The following is a 15,948-nucleotide window of genomic DNA, read 5'->3' as shown; positions in this document are numbered from 1 at the left end:
TTGTGGTCTTTAATCTATTATCACCGCTTCCCGGTGAATTTCACAGTACGTCCGCGCCATGCCCCATCGTTACGCAATTCGCGTTCTTGAAGCTGCCAACTGCATCATCCTCGGCAAGGAGCGCGAGCTGCGGCTCGCCCTGACCTGCCTCATCGCGCGCGGCCACCTGCTGATCGAGGACGTCCCCGGCGTCGGCAAAACCACCCTTGCCCATGTCATCGCCCGCCTTGTCGGACTCCACTTCCAGCGCATCCAGTTCACGAGCGATCTCCTGCCGGCCGACATCATCGGCGTGTCGATCTTCGATCGCGAGGCGGGCAGCTTCCGCTTCCACCCCGGCCCGATCTTCAGCCAGCTCATCCTTGCCGACGAGATCAACCGCGCGACGCCCAAGACCCAGAGTGCGCTGCTCGAAGCGATGGAGGAGCGCCAGGTCACCGCGGACAGCGAGACCCACGCGCTGCCGGAGCCGTTCTTCGTCATCGCGACGCAGAATCCCTCGCACCAGATCGGCACCTTCCCGCTGCCCGAAAGCCAGCTCGACCGCTTCCTGTTGCGCATCCGCCTCGGATACCCCGACCGCAACGCGGAACGGGCCCTGCTGATGGGCGAAGATCGCCGTGAGCTTCTCGAACGGCAGCAACCGGTGATCCAGCCGGAAGATCTGCTGGCGCTGCAACAGGCGGCACACTCGATCACGGTCTCCGCGCGCCTGGTCGATTACGTCCAGGCCCTCCTCGCCAGCACCCGGCACAACCCGGAGCTCTCGGCCGGACTCAGTCCGCGCGCGGGACTGGGCCTGATCGCTGCCGCCCGCGCCTGGGCACTCACCGACGGGCGCGACCACGTCCTCCCCGAGGATGTCCAGACCGTCTTCCCGCATGTCGCCGCCCATCGCCTGCATTTCGCCGGCGACGGGCGCAGCGTCACACCCGAGGCGCTCGGCCAGCTCATCCGCGACGTAACCGTCGTCTGATGCACACTCGCCCCGACGCCCCGCGTCGCCCCTTCCTCGCCGGGCGTCACCCGCTCGTCGCCCGGCGGCTCGCCCCCTTCGTGCCGCACCTCCTTGCCCTGCGCGCCCACCTCGATCGCTGGCTGTTTCGCGTCGGACGGCCAGAACCTGCACCGATCGTACTCGGCCAGCGGCGCATCTTCGTGATGCCGACCTCCGCCGGCCTGGCCTTCGCCGGCGCACTCCTGATCATGCTGATCGCATCGATCAACTACAACCTGAGCCTCGGTTACGCGCTTGTTTTCCTGCTCGGCGGCGTCGCGGTCGCGAGCATCGTGCATGCATTCCGCAATCTGCTCCACCTCTCGATCACGCCCGGGCGGGCGGACCCGGCCTTCGCCGGCGAGAGCGCCAGCTTCCGCCTCGTCGTGAGCAACCGGCGGCGGTCGCGACGCCCATCCCTGCGCCTCAAGGCACGCAGCACCATCGCACCGTTCGCGATCGCCGCCGAGGACAGCGCCGACGTCCTGCTCGCGCTGCCGACCACGCAACGCGGCTGGATGCAGCTTGGCCGCGTGCACATCGAAACGACGTATCCGCTGGGACTGATCCGCGCCTGGAGCGTGCTCGTTCCCGATCAGCGCTGCCTCGTGTACCCCGCGCCCGAGCCCATGCCGCCGCCCCTGCCGGAATCCGCCGCGCGCACCCTCGGCCAACGCAGCAGCGGCGGCGGTGACGACGATTTTGCCGGACTGCGCCCGCACCAGGCGGCGGATTCGCCGCGCCATGTTGCGTGGAAAATCCTCGCCCGCGGCGGGCCGATGCTCACCAAGCAGTTCAGCGGACTGGACGGGGGCGAGGTTCATCTCGACTGGGACGCCCTGCCGGCGACCCTCGGCACGGAAGCGCGCCTGTCGCGCCTCGCGGCCTGGATCGTGATCGCGGAGCAGCACGGGCTCGCCTTCTCTCTCGCCCTGCCCCACGCAAGCGTCGCCGTCGGTCGCGGGTCCGGCCATTGCGCGAACTGCCTGCGGCGACTCGCCCTTTTCGGAACGGGATACGCCGCCGATGCGTGAAGTGCGCACACCGACACCGCTGCAATTCGGCTGGCTTCTCGCCGCCGTGGCTGCGACGGTCGCGCCGCACGCGATCGAGCTTTCCGCCTGGCTGGTGATCCTGTGCGCCAGCCTCGTTGCCGTGCGCGCGGCCCTGTCGTGGCGGCGCGGAGAGCCTCCGCATCAGCTCGTGATCGTGCTGATCGCCATCGCATCGGGGGTGGGCGTGAAGCTCGAATTCGGGCATTTCTTCGGCAAGGATCCGGGCGTTGCGCTGCTGGCAGTGCTGCTGTGCCTGAAGCTGCTCGAATCGCGCACCACGCGCGACGTCCGTGCTGCGGTACTGCTCACCTTCTTCCTGCAGGCCGGCCTCTTCTTCGACAACCAGACGCCGGGCATCGCGGCACTCGCACTCGCCGGCACCCTCCTCGCGACCACCACCCTGCTGAGCCTCGAAGACGACGGCGCACGCCCGGCTGCGCAGCTGCGAACGGGCGCCGTGCTCCTCGCCCAGGGACTGCCCTTCATGCTGGTCCTGTTCGTGCTGTTCCCGCGCGTCCAGGGGCCACTGTGGGGCCTGCCGGCAGACGCGTACAGCGGCATGACCGGGCTATCCGACTCGATGGCGCCCGGATCGATCAGCCAGCTCGGCCTGTCCGACGCGATCGCCTTCCGGGCCGAGTTCGACGGCGTCCCGCCTCCGCCCGCGCAGCGCTACTGGCGGGGTCCGGTACTCACCCGCTACGACGGACGAACCTGGCGACCCGGCCTCAGCGTCGCTGCGACCGCCCCCGGTTACGAACCGTCGGGAACAGGCTACAGTTACCGCCTCACGCTCGAGCCGCACAATCAGCCGTGGCTCCTCGCGCTCGACTTCCCCGCCGCGAATCTCCCCAATGCGCGCTACACCAGCGACTACCGGCTGCTGGCCGAGCAGCCCGTGCGGGTTCGCGCACGCTTCGACCTGCGCTCGTATCCCGCCACGGCCATCGGCCTCACCGAAACCGCCGCGGCCCTCGCCGAAGCGCGGCGCCTGCCGGCGAACGTCAACCCACGCACCCGCGAACTCGCGCGGGAGATCGCCGCCGGTGCCCCGGATCACGACGCCATCCTCGTACGCACGCTCGAACGCCTGCGCAGCATCGGCCTGACCTACACGCTCAGCCCGCCCCTGCTCGGCACCCACGCGGTGGACGAGTTCCTGTTCGACACGCGGCAGGGCTTCTGCGAGCATTTCGCCTCCGCCTTCGTGTTCCTGATGCGCGCGGCCGGCGTGCCGGCGCGCGTGGTCACGGGCTATCAGGGCGGGGAAATCAACCCGGTCGACCGCAGCCTGGTCGTGCGCCAGTCCGACGCCCACGCCTGGGCGGAAGTCTGGCTCGCCGGGCGCGGTTGGATCCGCGTCGACCCGACCGCGCTGTCGGCCCCCGCCCGGATCGAGTCGGGCCTCAGCGCCGCCCTGCCCGAATGGGACGCCCTCCCGCTGCTCCGGCGCCCCGGCCTGGACTGGCTGCGGGATCTGCGCCACCGCTGGGAAGCCTTGTCCAATACGTGGAACCAGTGGGTTCTTGGATACAATCCCGACCGGCAACGCGAACTGCTCGAACGGATCGGCTTCTCCCAGCCGGACTGGCGCACCCTGGCCGTCCTCCTCGGGGCATCCGCAACGGCGCTGATGCTGCTGCTCTTCGCCTGGGCGTTTGCCCAGCGCCGGCGGTACGACCCGCTCGACGCCGCATGGGCACGACTTTCCCGTAAACTCGCCCGTCACGGCGCAGCACGGCACCCGTGGGAAGGCCCGCTCGAGTACGGCCAGCGGCTGTCGACGGCCTTCCCCGGCCAGGCAGAGGCCCTGCGCACGATCACCGAGCGTTACGCCAGGCTGCGTTACGGCGCAGACCACGCCGACCCGCACAGCGTGCGCGAACTCGCCCGATCCATCCGGAGATTGAACCTTAAATGAAACGCACCCTCGTCGCCGCGATCCTCTGTCTCGGACTGATTTCCCAGCCGAGCCTCGCCGGCGGCTCCTATGCCGAACGCCCCGAGGGCCTCAGCTTTGCGACGGCCATGCAGGAAAAGCATGGCTTCAATCGTGACGACGTGCTTGCCGCACTCGGACAGGCCCACCACGAACCCCGCGTCATCGAACTCATCCGCCCGCCCGCCACCGCCGGCGTACGCTCATGGCAGCGCTACCGCGCACGCTTCCTCGACGGCAAGCGCATCGACGGCGGCGTCGCCTTCTGGCAGACCTACGCCGCGGCGCTGCAGAAAGCGGCCGAGCAGTATGGCGTACCGCCCGAAATCATCGTCGCCATCATCGGCGTGGAGACCTTCTACGGCCGCAACACCGGTAATTTCGAGACTGTCTCGGCCCTCGCCACCCTGGCATTCGATTATCCGCCGCGCGCGTCGCTGTTCCTCGGCGAGCTCGAACAGCTCTTCCTCCTCGCCCGCGAACAGGTCCGCGACCCGCTTTCCTACTACGGTTCCTACGCAGGCGCGATCGGCTACCCCCAGTTTCTGCCCAGCAGCATCCGCAACTATGCCGTCGATTTCGACGGCAACGGTCATATCGATTTCGACAACGAACCCGTCGACGCCATCGGCAGCGTGGCGAACTATCTGGCCCGGCACGGGTGGGTACGTGGCGAGCCGGTTGCGGTTCCCGCCCTGCTGTCGCCCGAGACGAACGCGCAAGCCCTCGTCGACGCCGGCATCGAACCCGTTCTGACGCCAGAGCAGATCGCCGCGGCGGGAATCGTCGCCGCCAGCAGCAATCCCCCGGCGGCGCCCGCAACCCTCGTCGACCTTGCGACCCCGGGCGCACCAACCGAATACTGGCTCGGCTATCGCAACTTCTACGCGATCACGCGCTACAACAAGAGCAGCTTCTACGCGATGGCAGTGTTCGAACTGGCCCGCGCGCTGCGCGATCAGTACACGAGCGTCGCCAGCAACGGCCAGTGAGTCCCGGCCGCAGGCAGGCGGAATACATCAGAGGAGTTCGTCGCGCGAAATTCCGCGGCGCTTGACGGTGCGCCGCAGCTGGCTCAAGGCCTCGAGCTGGATCTGACGGACCCGCTCGCGCGTGAGCGACAGGCGTGCTGCCAGCTCTTCCAGCGTCATCACCTCGCATTCGTCCAGTCCGTAGCGATGGCGAATGACGAGCCGCTGCTTCTCGTTGAGCATGCCGATCCATTCGCGGATCAGCTGCTCGACCTCGGCATCCTGGATCGACAGATCGGGTGAGGTCGCCTGGTCATCCGCGAGCGACTCCCCGATCGACAAGGTCGGGTCGATCTCCAGCGGCGCATCGAGCGACGCGGTGTGCTCGCTCAAGGCCAGGATCGCGCGCACCTCCTCGACGGATTTCTCCAGCCGCGTGGCAATCTGCTCCAGCGTGAACTCGCCGTTTCCGGCCGCCTCGAGGCTGCGCTGGGCCCTCAGGACCTGATTCAGCTCCTTCACGACGTGAACCGGCAGCCGGATCGTGCGCGACTGGTTCATGATCGCACGCTCGATGTTCTGGCGTATCCACCAGGTCGCGTAAGTCGAGAAGCGGAACCCGCGCTCCGGATCGAACTTTTCCAGCGCGTGCATCAGGCCGAGGTTTCCCTCCTCGACCAGATCCAGCAAGGGAATGCCGCGATTCAGGTAATGTTTGGCGATATTGACGACCAGCCGCAGATTGCGCTCGATCATCGTCTGCCGGGCCGCGAAATCCCCCGCCCTGACGCGCCGCGCCAGTGCGCCTTCCTCTTCGGCGGTCAGCAGCGGGTTGGCGCCGATTTCGTTGAGGTAGATCTGAGTGACGTCGCTGAGAAACTCGTTCTCGAAAGCCGGCGCCACACGTTCGACGAACACCTCCACCTCGAGAGGCAGATCCGGCTCCTGACTTTCAACATCGTCATGACTTGCCGGATCGTACATAGCCTCCTCGTCAGCGTGCAGGCAAATACTTCAGCGGATCAACCGGGCGGCCCTGCTTGCGGATCTCGAAATGCACCTTGGGGCGATCCGCATCGGTACTGCCAAGTTCGGCGATTTTCTGGCCCTTCGAGACCGAATCACCTTCCTTCACCAGCAGTTGCTGGTTATGCGCATAGGCTGTCAGGTAATTCGCGTCGTGCTTGATAATGACCAGTTTTCCGTAGCCACGCAAGCCACTGCCGGAATACACGACCTTCCCGCCTGCCGAGGCGATGACCGGATCCCCGAGCTTGCCGGCAATATCGACACCCTTGTTCGTACCTTCGTCGAACGTGCCGATCACCTGGCCGGAAGCCGGCCACAACCACGCGGTATTGCCGGGCGCCTTGTCCGGCTCCGGTGCCGTTGCAGGTGCGGGCACCGCAGCCGCAGACCCCGGCGCCGTGGCGCCGCGCGGACTCAGCAACGCCCACGCCTCGTCACTGTACGGCTGCTTGCCGCCGCGCGGCTCCTGCTTGAGACCTCCCGCCGTTGCCGCGTCACCCGAAGGCTTGACCGGCTGGATGTCCACCGGCTGAGTCGTCGCGATCGGTTGCACTACCGTACCATTCGTCGCGGCGGGAGTCGATCCGGGACCAACCCTGAGCGTCTGGCCGACATGGATCTGGTTCGGATCCGTGAGGCCGTTCCATGTGACCAGATCCTTTGTCGTCACCCCGTACTGTCGCGCTATGCCCAACAGGGTGTCTCCGGGACGAACCGTGTGGGAAGGCGCCTCGGCCTTCGATGCGGACGCCGTTGCCGCCGATTCCGCAGCCGGAGGAGGCGGAGTACTGTCACGAACAGGTGCTGGCCGCGGCGTGGCGGCGCATCCGGACAGCACCGCGACGACGCCACACAGCGCCAGCCAGCGGCACACATGACCAAGCTTCACTGAATCACTCATTCCGTACCAGTTAACAATGGGACGAATCGCACTGCTTCGAGGCGACTCTCCCGAAAAACATTGCCCTGCCGCTCGATCATCACGAGCCGCTGATCCGCGCCGCCCAGCGGGAGCATCAGTCGTCCGCCCGGAGCAAGCTGCTCCTTGAGGGACACCGGCACACTCGCAGCGGCAGCCGCGACAATAATCGTGTCATACGGAGCGGCCTCGGGCAAACCCATTGTGCCATCCGCACATTTCAGCCGAACGTTCGGCAGGCGCAGCGGCCTGAGGTTCTCACGCGCGACATCCAGCAGCGATCGGATCCTCTCGACCGCATACACTTCCGACGCAACGAAAGACAGCACCGCCGCCTGATAGCCACAGCCTGCTCCGACCTCCAGCGTGCGGCCGAGTTCGCGGCCTGCGCGCAAGGTCTCGATCATCTTCGCGACCACGAAGGGCTGCGAGATCGTCTGCTGATAGCCGATCGGCAAGGCGGTGTCGTCGTATGCGCTGTACGCCAGGCCTTCTTCGACGAAGGCATGGCGCGGCACCTGCATCATCGCCGCGAGGACACGCTCGTCTCTGATCCCCTGCCCGCGCAAACGTTCCACCATGCGCGCACGCGCACGCGTGGCCGCCTGCCCGGCGTCGGCCCTGCGCAAGCTCATCGCGCCAGCCACTCGGAGACACCCGGCATCAGGTTGTAGTGCGTCAGATCGATCTGCAGGGGCGTGATCGAGACGAAACCTTCGGCAACTGCATGAAAGTCCGTCCCTTCGCCGGCATCCGCGGCCTGGCCGGCAGCCCCGACCCAATACACGGTCTCATTGCGCGGCGTCACGCTGCGGACGACCGCTTCGGCCTTGTGGCGCTTGCCCAGCCGCGTGATCGTCTGCCCGCGCAGTTCCCCGTAGGGACGATCGGGCACATTCACGTTCAGCAGCACCGGCTGACGGAACGGCTCGCGCATGAAGCGCACGGCCAGATCGCGCGCGACGCGAGCCGCGGTGGAAAAATCGCTCGCCTGCTTGCTGACGAGCGAGATCGCAATCGATGGCACTCCCAGGAGATAGCCTTCCGTGGCGGCCGCGACGGTACCGGAATACACCGTGTCGTCGCCCATGTTGGCGCCATGGTTGATCCCCGATACCACCATGTCCGGCAGATGGTCCAGCATGCCCGTCACCGCCAGGTGTACGCAGTCGGTCGGCGTGCCATTGACGAAGTGAAAACCATTGGCCGCACGACGCAGCGACAGGGGACGATCGAGGGTCAGTGAATTGCTGGCGCCGCTGCGATCGCGCTCCGGCGCGACGACGGTGACATCGCCCACCTCCGAAAGGGCCGCGGCCAGCGCGGCAATGCCGGGAGCAAAATAACCGTCGTCGTTACTGACCAGAATGCGCATGTTTCTTCCGTTCGGAGGGGTACAGACCACTATGCGGAGCCGGATGTATCGCTGAGGCGGCCCAGCATCTTAGCACACCGACGCACTTCGCCCGGACACTCGGCACAGCCCGACGGAGTGCTGAAAAACAAAAACCGGCCAGCGGCCGGTTCTTGTCTGAATTTATTGGTCGGGGCGGCGGGATTCGAACTCGCGACCCCTTGCACCCCATGCAAGTGCGCTACCAGGCTGCGCTACGCCCCGACACAAGCCAACATTATAGCAGGGTACGGGATATTTGCCAGCGCTGAATCACGCTTTCAGCAATGCCAACGTCGCGACGATTTCCTCGCGCACGGCTGCCAGCGCCTGACGCAGGCGTTCCGATTCCTCGACGACCTCCTGCTCGTGGATCGCCGACTCGCCAAGCTTGTTGCGCGCACCGGAAATCGTGAAGCCCTCGTCATACAGCAGCTCGCGGATACGGCGCACCAGCAGCACCTCGTGGTGCTGGTAGTAGCGTCGGTTGCCGCGTCGCTTGACCGGCTTCAGCTGGGTGAATTCCTGCTCCCAGTAACGCAGTACATGGGGCTTCACTGCACACAGTTCACTGACTTCGCCGATCGTGAAGTAGCGCTTTGCCGGAATCGGCGGCAGAGGCCCGGAAGCCTCGTTATGGCTGCTTGCCTGCATCGCTCAGCTGCTCCACGGCTGCCTTAAGCTTCTGACTGGCATGAAAGGTGACGACACGGCGCGCGGTGATCGGAATCTCCTCGCCCGTCTTCGGGTTGCGCCCCGGCCGCTGGGGCTTGTCGCGCAACTGAAAATTGCCGAACCCGGAAAGCTTCACGGACTCGCCTTTCTCCAGCGCGAGCCGGATCTCCTCGAAAAAGCCTTCCACCATGTCCTTGGCTTCACGCTTGTTGAGGCCGACACGCTCGAACAGCAGATCGGCCAGCTCTGCTTTGGTCAGGGTCACATTCATTCCGGGACTATCCACGCAAGCGGGCGCCGAGCACCGTTTCGGCATGCTGCACAATCGCCGTGACAGCGGCATCCACCTCCGCGTCCTCAAGCGTGCGTTGAGTATCTTGCATTAACACCCTGAACGCAAGGCTCTTTTTGCCCGGCTCGATGCCCTTGCCATGATACACATCGAAGAGCTCAACCCCCTTCACGATGTCGGGCGCCGACTCGCCGAGCACCTCGATCACGCGCGCCACCGGCAGCGCCTGCTCGACCACGAGCGCGAGGTCGCGGGTGACCGCGGGCTGGCGCGAGATTTCCTCGTAGGCCGGGAGCTGGGCCTGCAGCACCGCATCCATCTCGAGCTCGAACACGACCGGAGCCGTCCCCAGGTCGTAACGCTGCACCCAGACCGGATGCAGTTCGCCGACGACGCCGATGCGCCGCCCATCGAGCAGCACGGCGGCCGCACGCCCCGGGTGCAACGCGGGATCGGATACGGGTTCGAATTTCAGGACGCGCGGCGGAAACAGCGCCTCGACGTCCGCCTTGACGTCGTAGAAATCGATATTGCGCGTCGGCGCGCCCCACTGCTCGGGCAGCGCGGGCCCGCCCGCGAGCCCGGCAACGCGCATCGGCTGATGGAAACCGGTGACGGGTTCGCCGTCGGCCTTGCGCTCGAAGCAGCGGCCGATCTCGAAGACACGCACGCGTGCCTGCTGGCGCTTGCGATTGGCGACGAGGTTGCCCGCGAGGCCCGGGATCAGGCTGCTGCGCATCACGCTCATCTGGCTGGCGATCGGGTTCGCAAGCCGGATCGGCGTCTCGTTGGCGCAGAAATCGCGCTCCCACGCCTCTTCGACGAAGGCGTAGTTGACCACTTCCTGATAATCCCGACCCGCCAGCAGGTGACGCACGTCCCAGGCATTGCGGCCGGATTCCGAACGATCGAGCATCGCGAGGCTCCCCTGCGGCGGCAGGGCCGGGATGTTGTCGTAGCCGTAGAGGCGCGCGATTTCCTCGATCAGGTCCTCCTCGATCTCGATATCGAAGCGGAAGGACGGCGGCACGACGAGCAGGTTTTCGCCGTCCTGACGCACGTCGAGATGCACGCCAGCGAGCAGTTTTGTGATCGCGCTATCGTCGAGGCCAATGCCGAGCAGGCGGCGTGCACGCGCCGGGCGCAGGCGCACCGCCTTGCGTGCCGGCAGGTGCTCGTTCGACACGGCCTCGACCACCGGCCCGGCAGCGCCGCCACAGATTTCGAGGATCAGCTGCGTCGCACGCTCGATCGCGCGGCTGGCGAGCTCGAAATCCACGCCACGCTCGAAGCGGTGCGAGGCGTCGGACACGAAGCCGTAGCTGCGCGCGCGCCCGGCGATCGCATCGGGCGCGAAGAAGGCGCTTTCGAGGAACACGTCGGTGGTGTCGAGCGTGATGCCGCTCTCTTCCCCGCCCATGATCCCGGCCAGTGCCAGCGCACGCGCCTCGTCGGCAATCAGCAGGGTGTCGGCCGACGGGGTGACGGTCTGCTCGTTGAGCAGCAGCACCTGCTCGCCCTCGGACGGAAAGCGCACGTGGATCGCACCGGACAGGCGCGCGTTGTCGAACGCGTGCAAGGGCTGGCCGAGCTCGAGCATGACATAGTTGGTGACGTCGACCAGCGCACTGATCGAACGCACGCCGCAGCGCTGCAGGCGCTGCTTCATCCAGTCGGGCGGCGGCGCCTTCGCGTCGACGCCGCGCAGGATGCGGCCGATGTAGCGCGGGCACGCCGCCGGCGCGTCGAGCACGATCGCGCGACGGTCGTCGATCGTCGGCGCGACAGCCACGACATCGGGCACGGCGAGCGGCTGGGCGGTCAGCGCCGCGACCTCGCGAGCGACGCCGACGAGGCTCAGGCAATCCGCACGGTTGGGCGTCAGCTTGATCGTGAAGAGCGTGTCGTCGAGCGCGAGATAGTCGCGCACACTCGTGCCGATCGGCGCGTCGGACGGAAGTTCGAGCAGACCGCCATGGTCCTCCGACAGCCCCAGCTCGCGGGACGAGCACAGCATGCCGAACGACTCGACACCGCGCAGCTTGGCCGCCTTGATTTCGAAGCCGGGCAGTTTCGCGCCGACGACGGCGCAGGGCACCTTCATGCCGACCGCGGCATTCGGCGCGCCGCAGACGATCTGCAGCAACTCGCCCTGCCCCGCGTCGACCTTGCACAGCTTCAGCTTGTCGGCGTTCGGGTGCTTTTCCGCGTCGACGATCTGCGCGACGACCACGCCGCTGAAAGGCGGCGCGACCGGCGCGGATTCTTCGACCTCGAGGCCGGCCATCGTCAGCAGATGTCCGAGCGCCTCGCTGTCGAGCGGAGGATTGACGAGGCTCCGCAGCCACTGTTCCGAGAATTGCATGATTCGATTACCTGAATTGGCTCAAGAAGCGCAGATCGCCTTCGAAGAACAGGCGCAGATCATTGACGCCGTAGCGCAGCATCGTGAGGCGGTCGGGCCCCATGCCGAAGGCAAAGCCGGTGTAGCGCTCCGGGTCGATGCCGCCGAAGCGCAGCACGTTCGGATGCACCATGCCGCAGCCGGCGATCTCGAGCCAGCGACCCTTGAGTGCGCCGCTCATGAAGGCAACGTCGATCTCGGCGCTCGGCTCGGTGAACGGGAAAAAGGACGGGCGGAAACGCACCTGCAGGTCCTCGGTCTCGAAGAACTTGCGCAGGAAGTCGGCGATGACGCCCTTGAGGTCCGCGAAGCTCACGTTTTCGCCGACCCACAGGCCTTCGACCTGATGGAACATCGGCGAGTGCGTGGCGTCCGAGTCGACCCGATAGACACGGCCCGGCGCGATGATGCGCAGCTCGGGCATGTGCTCGCGTCCGGCGTGGCGCTCCGCGTGAGCGAGCATTGCGCGAGTCTGCACGGGACTGGTGTGCGTACGCAGCAGCACCTCGTCGTTGCCTTCGAGGTAGAAGGTGTCGTGCATCGAGCGCGCGGGGTGATTCTCCGGCGTATTGAGCGCGGTGAAGTTGTACCAATCGGTCTCGATCTCCGGACCGTCGGCGACGACGAAGCCGATCGAGCGGAACAGGCCCTCGATGCGCTCCAGCGTACGGCTCACCGGATGCAGCCCTCCGACAGCCGCGCCGCGTCCTGGCAGCGTGACGTCGAGCGCTTCGGCAGCAAGCTGGGCGAGCAGGACGGCTTCGCGCAAGGCATTGCGGCGGGCTTCGAGCGCTGCCTCGATCGCATCCTTGGCGCGGTTGATCTCGGCGCCGGCCGCGCGGCGCTCCTCCGGCGCGAGCTTGCCGAGGCCCTTGAGCTGCTCGGTAAGTACGCCCGTCTTGCCGAGAAAGCGCGCCTTGGCCTGTTCGAGCTGCACGCCGTCCGCGGCCGCGGCGAACTCGGCCGTGGCCTGTTGAACGAGTTGATCGAGCTTATCCATTTGCTTGCCGTCGAAAATTCAGGAAAAAAAAAGGAGGCTAGGCCTCCTTTTTTCGTGCTGCGTCGGATTACGCAGCGAGTTTGGCCCGGGCTTGGTCGGCGAGCGCCGCAAAAGCGGGCTTGTCGAACACGGCCAGGTCGGCCAGCACCTTGCGATCGACTTCGATTGCAGCCTTCTTCAGGCCGTTCATGAAGGTGCTGTAGGTCAGGCCCACTTCACGCGCAGCGGCGTTGATACGGGCGATCCACAGGGCACGGAACTGGCGCTTGCGCTGGCGGCGGTCACGGTAGGCGTACTGACCGGCCTTCATCACCGCCTGTTTGGCGATGCGGTATACGTTCTTGCGGCGGCCGCGGTAACCCTTGGCCTGATCGAGAACCTTCTTGTGACGCGCGCGGGCGGTTACACCACGTTTAACTCGGGGCATGGCGGTCTCCTATCAAGCGTAAGGCAGCATGGCGCGGATCAGCTTCTCGTCGGCGGCGTGGACTTCCGTCATGCCGCGCAGCTGGCGCTTGCTCTTGGTGGTTTTCTTGGTAAGGATGTGGCGCTTGAACGCCTGGGACCGCTTGATCCCACCACTAGCGCGGACCTTGAACCGCTTGGCGGCTCCGCTCTTGGTCTTCATCTTCGGCATTGCTAACTCCAGGTTTATGAATGACGCCAGGTAGCGTCGCCATGCGGCGCGTTTTCAACCCGGCACCACTTGTTTTCCGGCGGCCAATGTCCGCCGGGGTTTGCCTCCCGCCCGAGGGCGCGAGGCAGATTCGTCGTCGCGCTCAGCGGTTCTTGCGAATCGGCGCGATCACCATGACCATCTGACGCCCTTCCATCTTGGGCATCTGCTCGACCTGGCCCAGTTCCTCCAGATCGGCCTTGACCCGCTCGAGCTGACGCAGACCGAATTCCTGGTGCGCCATTTCCCGACCGCGGAAACGCAGCGTCACCTTGCACTTGTCACCTTCCTCAAGGAAGCGCTTGAGGTTGCGCAGCTTGATCTGGTAGTCGTTCTCGTCAGTCGCGGGGCGCAGCTTGACTTCCTTGATCTGCACCTGCTTCTGCTTGAGCTTGGCTTCGTGGGCCTTCTTCTGCTCCTGATACTTGAACTTGCCGAAGTCCATCACCCGGCAGACCGGGGGCTGCGCCATCGGCGCGATTTCGACAAGATCCAGCCCGGCTTCTTCCGCCGCCTCGAGGGCCGTTCTCAGGGACACAATACCGATCGGTTCGCCGTCTTCACCGAGCAGACGAACTTCGGGCGCGCTGATCTCCTCATTGACGCGCTGCTTTTTTTCTTGAGCGATGGTTCAGTTCTCCACGAATGCCAAAAAATCAGATCGAGGCCGACCGCGCTTGAACTTCGCGCTGCCAACGCTCGATCAGGGTATCGAAGGTCATCTGGCCAAGATCCTGGCCCCCTCGGGCGCGCACGGCAACGAGCCCTGCCGCCTTTTCCTTCTCGCCGATAACGATCTGGTAGGGCAGCTTGTGTACGCTATGTTCGCGGATTTTATAGGTAATCTTTTCGTTACGCAAATCCGCCTCGACCCGGAAACCCGCCAGCTTCAAGCGTTTCGTGACTTCCGTCGCATACTCCGACTGCCCTTCCGAGATGTTCAGCACGACCGCCTGGACCGGCGCGAGCCACAGCGGCAGCGCGCCGGCGAAGTGCTCGATGAGGATGCCGATGAAGCGTTCGAGCGAACCGAGGATCGCGCGATGCAGCATCACGGGGTACTTCTTCGTGTTGTCCTCGGCCACATATTCCGCACCGAGACGCACCGGCAGGTTGAAATCGAGCTGCAGCGTTCCGCACTGCCACACACGGTTGAGGCAGTCCTTGAGCGAGAACTCGATCTTGGGACCATAGAAGGCCCCTTCGCCCGGCTGCAGGTCGTACGCAAGCCCCTGCGCATCGAGCGCCGCGGCGAGCGCCGCTTCGGCGGCCTCCCACTGCTCGTCGGTACCGACGCGCTTGTCGGGGCGCGTGGAGAGCTTGATCAGGATCTCGGTGAAGCCGAAGTCGGCATACACCTTCTGCAGCAGTTCGATGAAGACGGCCGCCTCGGTCTGCACCTGGTCATCGGCGCAGAAGATGTGCGCGTCGTCCTGCACGAAGTTGCGCACGCGCATGATGCCGTGCAACGAACCCGAGGGCTCGTTGCGGTGGCAGGAGCCGAATTCCGCCATGCGCAATGGCAGGTCGCGGTAGCTCTTCAGCCCCTGGTTGAAGATCTGGATGTGGCACGGGCAATTCATCGGCTTGACGGCGTAGTCGTGCTTTTCCGACTGCGTCGTGAACATCAGGTCGGAGTACATGCCCCAGTGGCCGGACTTCTCCCACAACGAGCGATCGACGATCTGCGGCGTCTTCACTTCCTGGTAGCCGTTTTCGAGGATCGTGCGGCGCATGTACTGCTCGACCTGCTGCCACAGCGTCCAGCCCTTCGAGTGCCAGAACACCATGCCCGGCGCCTCTTCCTGCAGATGGAAGAGATCGAGCAGGCGGCCGAGCTTGCGATGGTCGCGCTTCTCGGCTTCCTCGAGCATGTGCAGGTAGCTGTCGAGGTCTTCCTTCTTCGCCCAGGCCGTGCCATAGACGCGCTGCAGCATCTCGTTCTTCGAGTCGCCGCGCCAGTAGGCACCGGCGAGCTTGGTCAGCTTGAAGACCTTGAGCTTGCCCGTCGAGGGGACGTGAGGGCCGCGACACAGGTCGATGAAGTCGCCCTGACGGTAGAGGGAGACGTCTTCGGCCTGCGGGATCGACGCGATGATCTCGGCCTTGTAGTGCTCGCCCTGCCCTTTGAAAAACTCGACCGCCTTGTCGCGCGGCCACACTTCCCGCGCAACGGGAATCTCGCGCTTGGCGAGCTCCGCCATGCGCTTCTCGATCCGCTCGAGGTCCTCGGGGGTGAAGGGACGCTTGTACGCGAAGTCGTAGTAGAAGCCGTTCTCGATGACCGGCCCGATCGTGACCTGGGCATCCGGGAACAGCTCCTTCACGGCATGCGCGAGGAGGTGCGCCGTCGAGTGGCGGATGATGTCCACACCCTCTGCGCTCTTGTCCGTGACGATCGCGAGCGATGTGTCGCCTTCGATGCGATGCGAGAGATCGACGAGCCTGCCATCGACCTTTCCCGCGAGCGAAGCCTTGGCGAGGCCGGCACCGATCGATGCCGCAACCTCGAGCACGGTCACCGGATGGTCGAAGCTGCGTACGGAACCGTCGGGGAGCGTGATATTCGGCATGATTTCGGGGCCTCGGACAAGGATT

16 protein-coding genes and 1 tRNA gene are annotated in these 15,948 nt (G+C 65.6%); 4 read left to right on the top strand and 13 right to left on the bottom strand.

Features of this window, described 5'->3' with window-relative positions; translation table 11 throughout:
* Window positions 1–58: 58 nt before the first annotated feature.
* Genes GPA22_RS15925 through mltB form a run of 4 tightly spaced genes read left to right on the top strand, consistent with a single transcriptional unit; the run spans window position 59 to window position 4,983 of the window.
* Window positions 59–976, top strand: coding sequence for an AAA family ATPase (locus tag GPA22_RS15925; protein WP_169257043.1), 918 nt, complete (start codon window positions 59–61; stop codon window positions 974–976).
* Window positions 976–2,031: a DUF58 domain-containing protein gene (locus tag GPA22_RS15920; RefSeq protein ID WP_169257042.1), complete on the top strand. Its 1,056-nt coding sequence runs from the start codon at window positions 976–978 to the stop codon at window positions 2,029–2,031. The genes GPA22_RS15925 and GPA22_RS15920 overlap by 1 nt, the downstream gene beginning before the upstream one ends.
* On the top strand, window positions 2,024–3,973 hold the full coding sequence (locus GPA22_RS15915; protein WP_169257041.1) for a transglutaminase TgpA family protein: 1,950 nt from the start codon (window positions 2,024–2,026) through the stop codon (window positions 3,971–3,973). Before GPA22_RS15920 ends, GPA22_RS15915 begins: the two co-directional genes overlap by 8 nt.
* On the top strand, window positions 3,970–4,983 hold the full coding sequence (mltB, locus tag GPA22_RS15910; RefSeq protein ID WP_169257040.1) for a lytic murein transglycosylase B: 1,014 nt from the start codon (window positions 3,970–3,972) through the stop codon (window positions 4,981–4,983). The genes GPA22_RS15915 and mltB overlap by 4 nt, the downstream gene beginning before the upstream one ends.
* Before the next feature lie 27 nt (window positions 4,984–5,010).
* Here the strand turns inward: mltB and rpoS are convergent, their stop codons facing one another.
* The 13 genes from rpoS to thrS all read right to left on the bottom strand — a co-directional run bounded on the left by rpoS (window position 5,011) and on the right by thrS (window position 15,923).
* Entirely contained in the window at window positions 5,011–5,946 is a 936-nt protein-coding gene (gene rpoS, locus GPA22_RS15905; protein ID WP_169257039.1) for an RNA polymerase sigma factor RpoS, read from the bottom strand.
* Between the two features lie 10 nt (window positions 5,947–5,956).
* Window positions 5,957–6,892 carry a peptidoglycan DD-metalloendopeptidase family protein gene (locus tag GPA22_RS15900; protein ID WP_169257038.1) on the bottom strand — a complete coding sequence of 312 codons (936 nt, stop codon included), beginning with the start codon at window positions 6,890–6,892 and terminating at the stop codon, window positions 5,957–5,959.
* Window positions 6,889–7,545, bottom strand: coding sequence for a protein-L-isoaspartate(D-aspartate) O-methyltransferase (locus GPA22_RS15895; protein ID WP_169257037.1), 657 nt, complete (start codon window positions 7,543–7,545; stop codon window positions 6,889–6,891). The genes GPA22_RS15900 and GPA22_RS15895 overlap by 4 nt, the downstream gene beginning before the upstream one ends.
* The gene (gene surE, locus GPA22_RS15890) at window positions 7,542–8,285 is read right to left on the bottom strand and encodes a 5'/3'-nucleotidase SurE (protein ID WP_169257036.1); all 744 of its coding nucleotides are present in this window, start codon (window positions 8,283–8,285) and stop codon (window positions 7,542–7,544) included. The genes GPA22_RS15895 and surE overlap by 4 nt, the downstream gene beginning before the upstream one ends.
* Before the next feature lie 166 nt (window positions 8,286–8,451).
* Window positions 8,452–8,528 (bottom strand) — tRNA-Pro (locus tag GPA22_RS15885).
* A gap of 48 nt (window positions 8,529–8,576) precedes the next feature.
* Complete coding sequence (locus GPA22_RS15880) at window positions 8,577–8,957, bottom strand: MerR family transcriptional regulator (protein WP_169257035.1); 381 nt, start codon at window positions 8,955–8,957, stop codon at window positions 8,577–8,579.
* Window positions 8,938–9,249: an integration host factor subunit alpha gene (locus GPA22_RS15875; RefSeq protein ID WP_018988922.1), complete on the bottom strand. Its 312-nt coding sequence runs from the start codon at window positions 9,247–9,249 to the stop codon at window positions 8,938–8,940. Before GPA22_RS15875 ends, GPA22_RS15880 begins: the two co-directional genes overlap by 20 nt.
* A 7-nt stretch (window positions 9,250–9,256) precedes the next feature.
* The gene (gene pheT / locus GPA22_RS15870) at window positions 9,257–11,635 is read right to left on the bottom strand and encodes a phenylalanine--tRNA ligase subunit beta (RefSeq protein ID WP_169257034.1); all 2,379 of its coding nucleotides are present in this window, start codon (window positions 11,633–11,635) and stop codon (window positions 9,257–9,259) included.
* A 7-nt stretch (window positions 11,636–11,642) separates the two neighbouring features.
* Window positions 11,643–12,674 (bottom strand): phenylalanine--tRNA ligase subunit alpha, encoded by a 1,032-nt coding sequence (gene pheS / locus GPA22_RS15865; protein WP_169257033.1) that lies wholly within the window; start codon window positions 12,672–12,674, stop codon window positions 11,643–11,645.
* Window positions 12,675–12,741: 67 nt separating this feature from the next.
* Window positions 12,742–13,101 carry a 50S ribosomal protein L20 gene (rplT, locus tag GPA22_RS15860; RefSeq protein WP_018988925.1) on the bottom strand — a complete coding sequence of 120 codons (360 nt, stop codon included), beginning with the start codon at window positions 13,099–13,101 and terminating at the stop codon, window positions 12,742–12,744.
* 12 nt (window positions 13,102–13,113) lie between these two features.
* Window positions 13,114–13,311, bottom strand: a complete 198-nt coding sequence (rpmI, locus tag GPA22_RS15855; RefSeq protein ID WP_015437124.1) for a 50S ribosomal protein L35 — start codon at window positions 13,309–13,311, stop codon at window positions 13,114–13,116.
* Between the two features lie 142 nt (window positions 13,312–13,453).
* A complete protein-coding gene (infC, locus tag GPA22_RS15850) occupies window positions 13,454–13,978 on the bottom strand; it encodes a translation initiation factor IF-3 (protein ID WP_169257073.1) in 525 nt (174 codons plus the stop codon).
* Between the two features lie 28 nt (window positions 13,979–14,006).
* Window positions 14,007–15,923 carry a threonine--tRNA ligase gene (thrS, locus tag GPA22_RS15845; protein WP_169257032.1) on the bottom strand — a complete coding sequence of 639 codons (1,917 nt, stop codon included), beginning with the start codon at window positions 15,921–15,923 and terminating at the stop codon, window positions 14,007–14,009.
* Window positions 15,924–15,948: the final 25 nt, after the last annotated feature.

It is taken from the genome of Aromatoleum toluvorans, assembly GCF_012910905.1.
GTDB lineage: Bacteria > Pseudomonadota > Gammaproteobacteria > Burkholderiales > Rhodocyclaceae > Aromatoleum > Aromatoleum toluvorans.
This window is presented reverse-complemented; position numbering and strand designations above follow the sequence as displayed.

What these genes read in the sequence shown, in the direction of transcription:
- GPA22_RS15925 (WP_169257043.1), top strand. Translation starts at nt 59, where the DNA reads ATGCCCCATCGTTACGCAATTCGCGTTCTTGAAGCTGCCAACTGCATC.
- GPA22_RS15920 (WP_169257042.1), top strand. Translation starts at nt 976, where the DNA reads ATGCACACTCGCCCCGACGCCCCGCGTCGCCCCTTCCTCGCCGGGCGT.
- GPA22_RS15915 (WP_169257041.1), top strand. Translation starts at nt 2,024, where the DNA reads ATGCGTGAAGTGCGCACACCGACACCGCTGCAATTCGGCTGGCTTCTC.
- mltB (WP_169257040.1), top strand. Translation starts at nt 3,970, where the DNA reads ATGAAACGCACCCTCGTCGCCGCGATCCTCTGTCTCGGACTGATTTCC.
- rpoS (WP_169257039.1), bottom strand. Translation starts at nt 5,946, where the DNA reads ATGTACGATCCGGCAAGTCATGACGATGTTGAAAGTCAGGAGCCGGAT.
- GPA22_RS15900 (WP_169257038.1), bottom strand. Translation starts at nt 6,892, where the DNA reads ATGAGTGATTCAGTGAAGCTTGGTCATGTGTGCCGCTGGCTGGCGCTG.
- GPA22_RS15895 (WP_169257037.1), bottom strand. Translation starts at nt 7,545, where the DNA reads ATGAGCTTGCGCAGGGCCGACGCCGGGCAGGCGGCCACGCGTGCGCGT.
- surE (WP_169257036.1), bottom strand. Translation starts at nt 8,285, where the DNA reads ATGCGCATTCTGGTCAGTAACGACGACGGTTATTTTGCTCCCGGCATT.
- GPA22_RS15880 (WP_169257035.1), bottom strand. Translation starts at nt 8,957, where the DNA reads ATGCAGGCAAGCAGCCATAACGAGGCTTCCGGGCCTCTGCCGCCGATT.
- GPA22_RS15875 (WP_018988922.1), bottom strand. Translation starts at nt 9,249, where the DNA reads ATGAATGTGACCCTGACCAAAGCAGAGCTGGCCGATCTGCTGTTCGAG.
- pheT (WP_169257034.1), bottom strand. Translation starts at nt 11,635, where the DNA reads ATGCAATTCTCGGAACAGTGGCTGCGGAGCCTCGTCAATCCTCCGCTC.
- pheS (WP_169257033.1), bottom strand. Translation starts at nt 12,674, where the DNA reads ATGGATAAGCTCGATCAACTCGTTCAACAGGCCACGGCCGAGTTCGCC.
- rplT (WP_018988925.1), bottom strand. Translation starts at nt 13,101, where the DNA reads ATGCCCCGAGTTAAACGTGGTGTAACCGCCCGCGCGCGTCACAAGAAG.
- rpmI (WP_015437124.1), bottom strand. Translation starts at nt 13,311, where the DNA reads ATGCCGAAGATGAAGACCAAGAGCGGAGCCGCCAAGCGGTTCAAGGTC.
- thrS (WP_169257032.1), bottom strand. Translation starts at nt 15,923, where the DNA reads ATGCCGAATATCACGCTCCCCGACGGTTCCGTACGCAGCTTCGACCAT.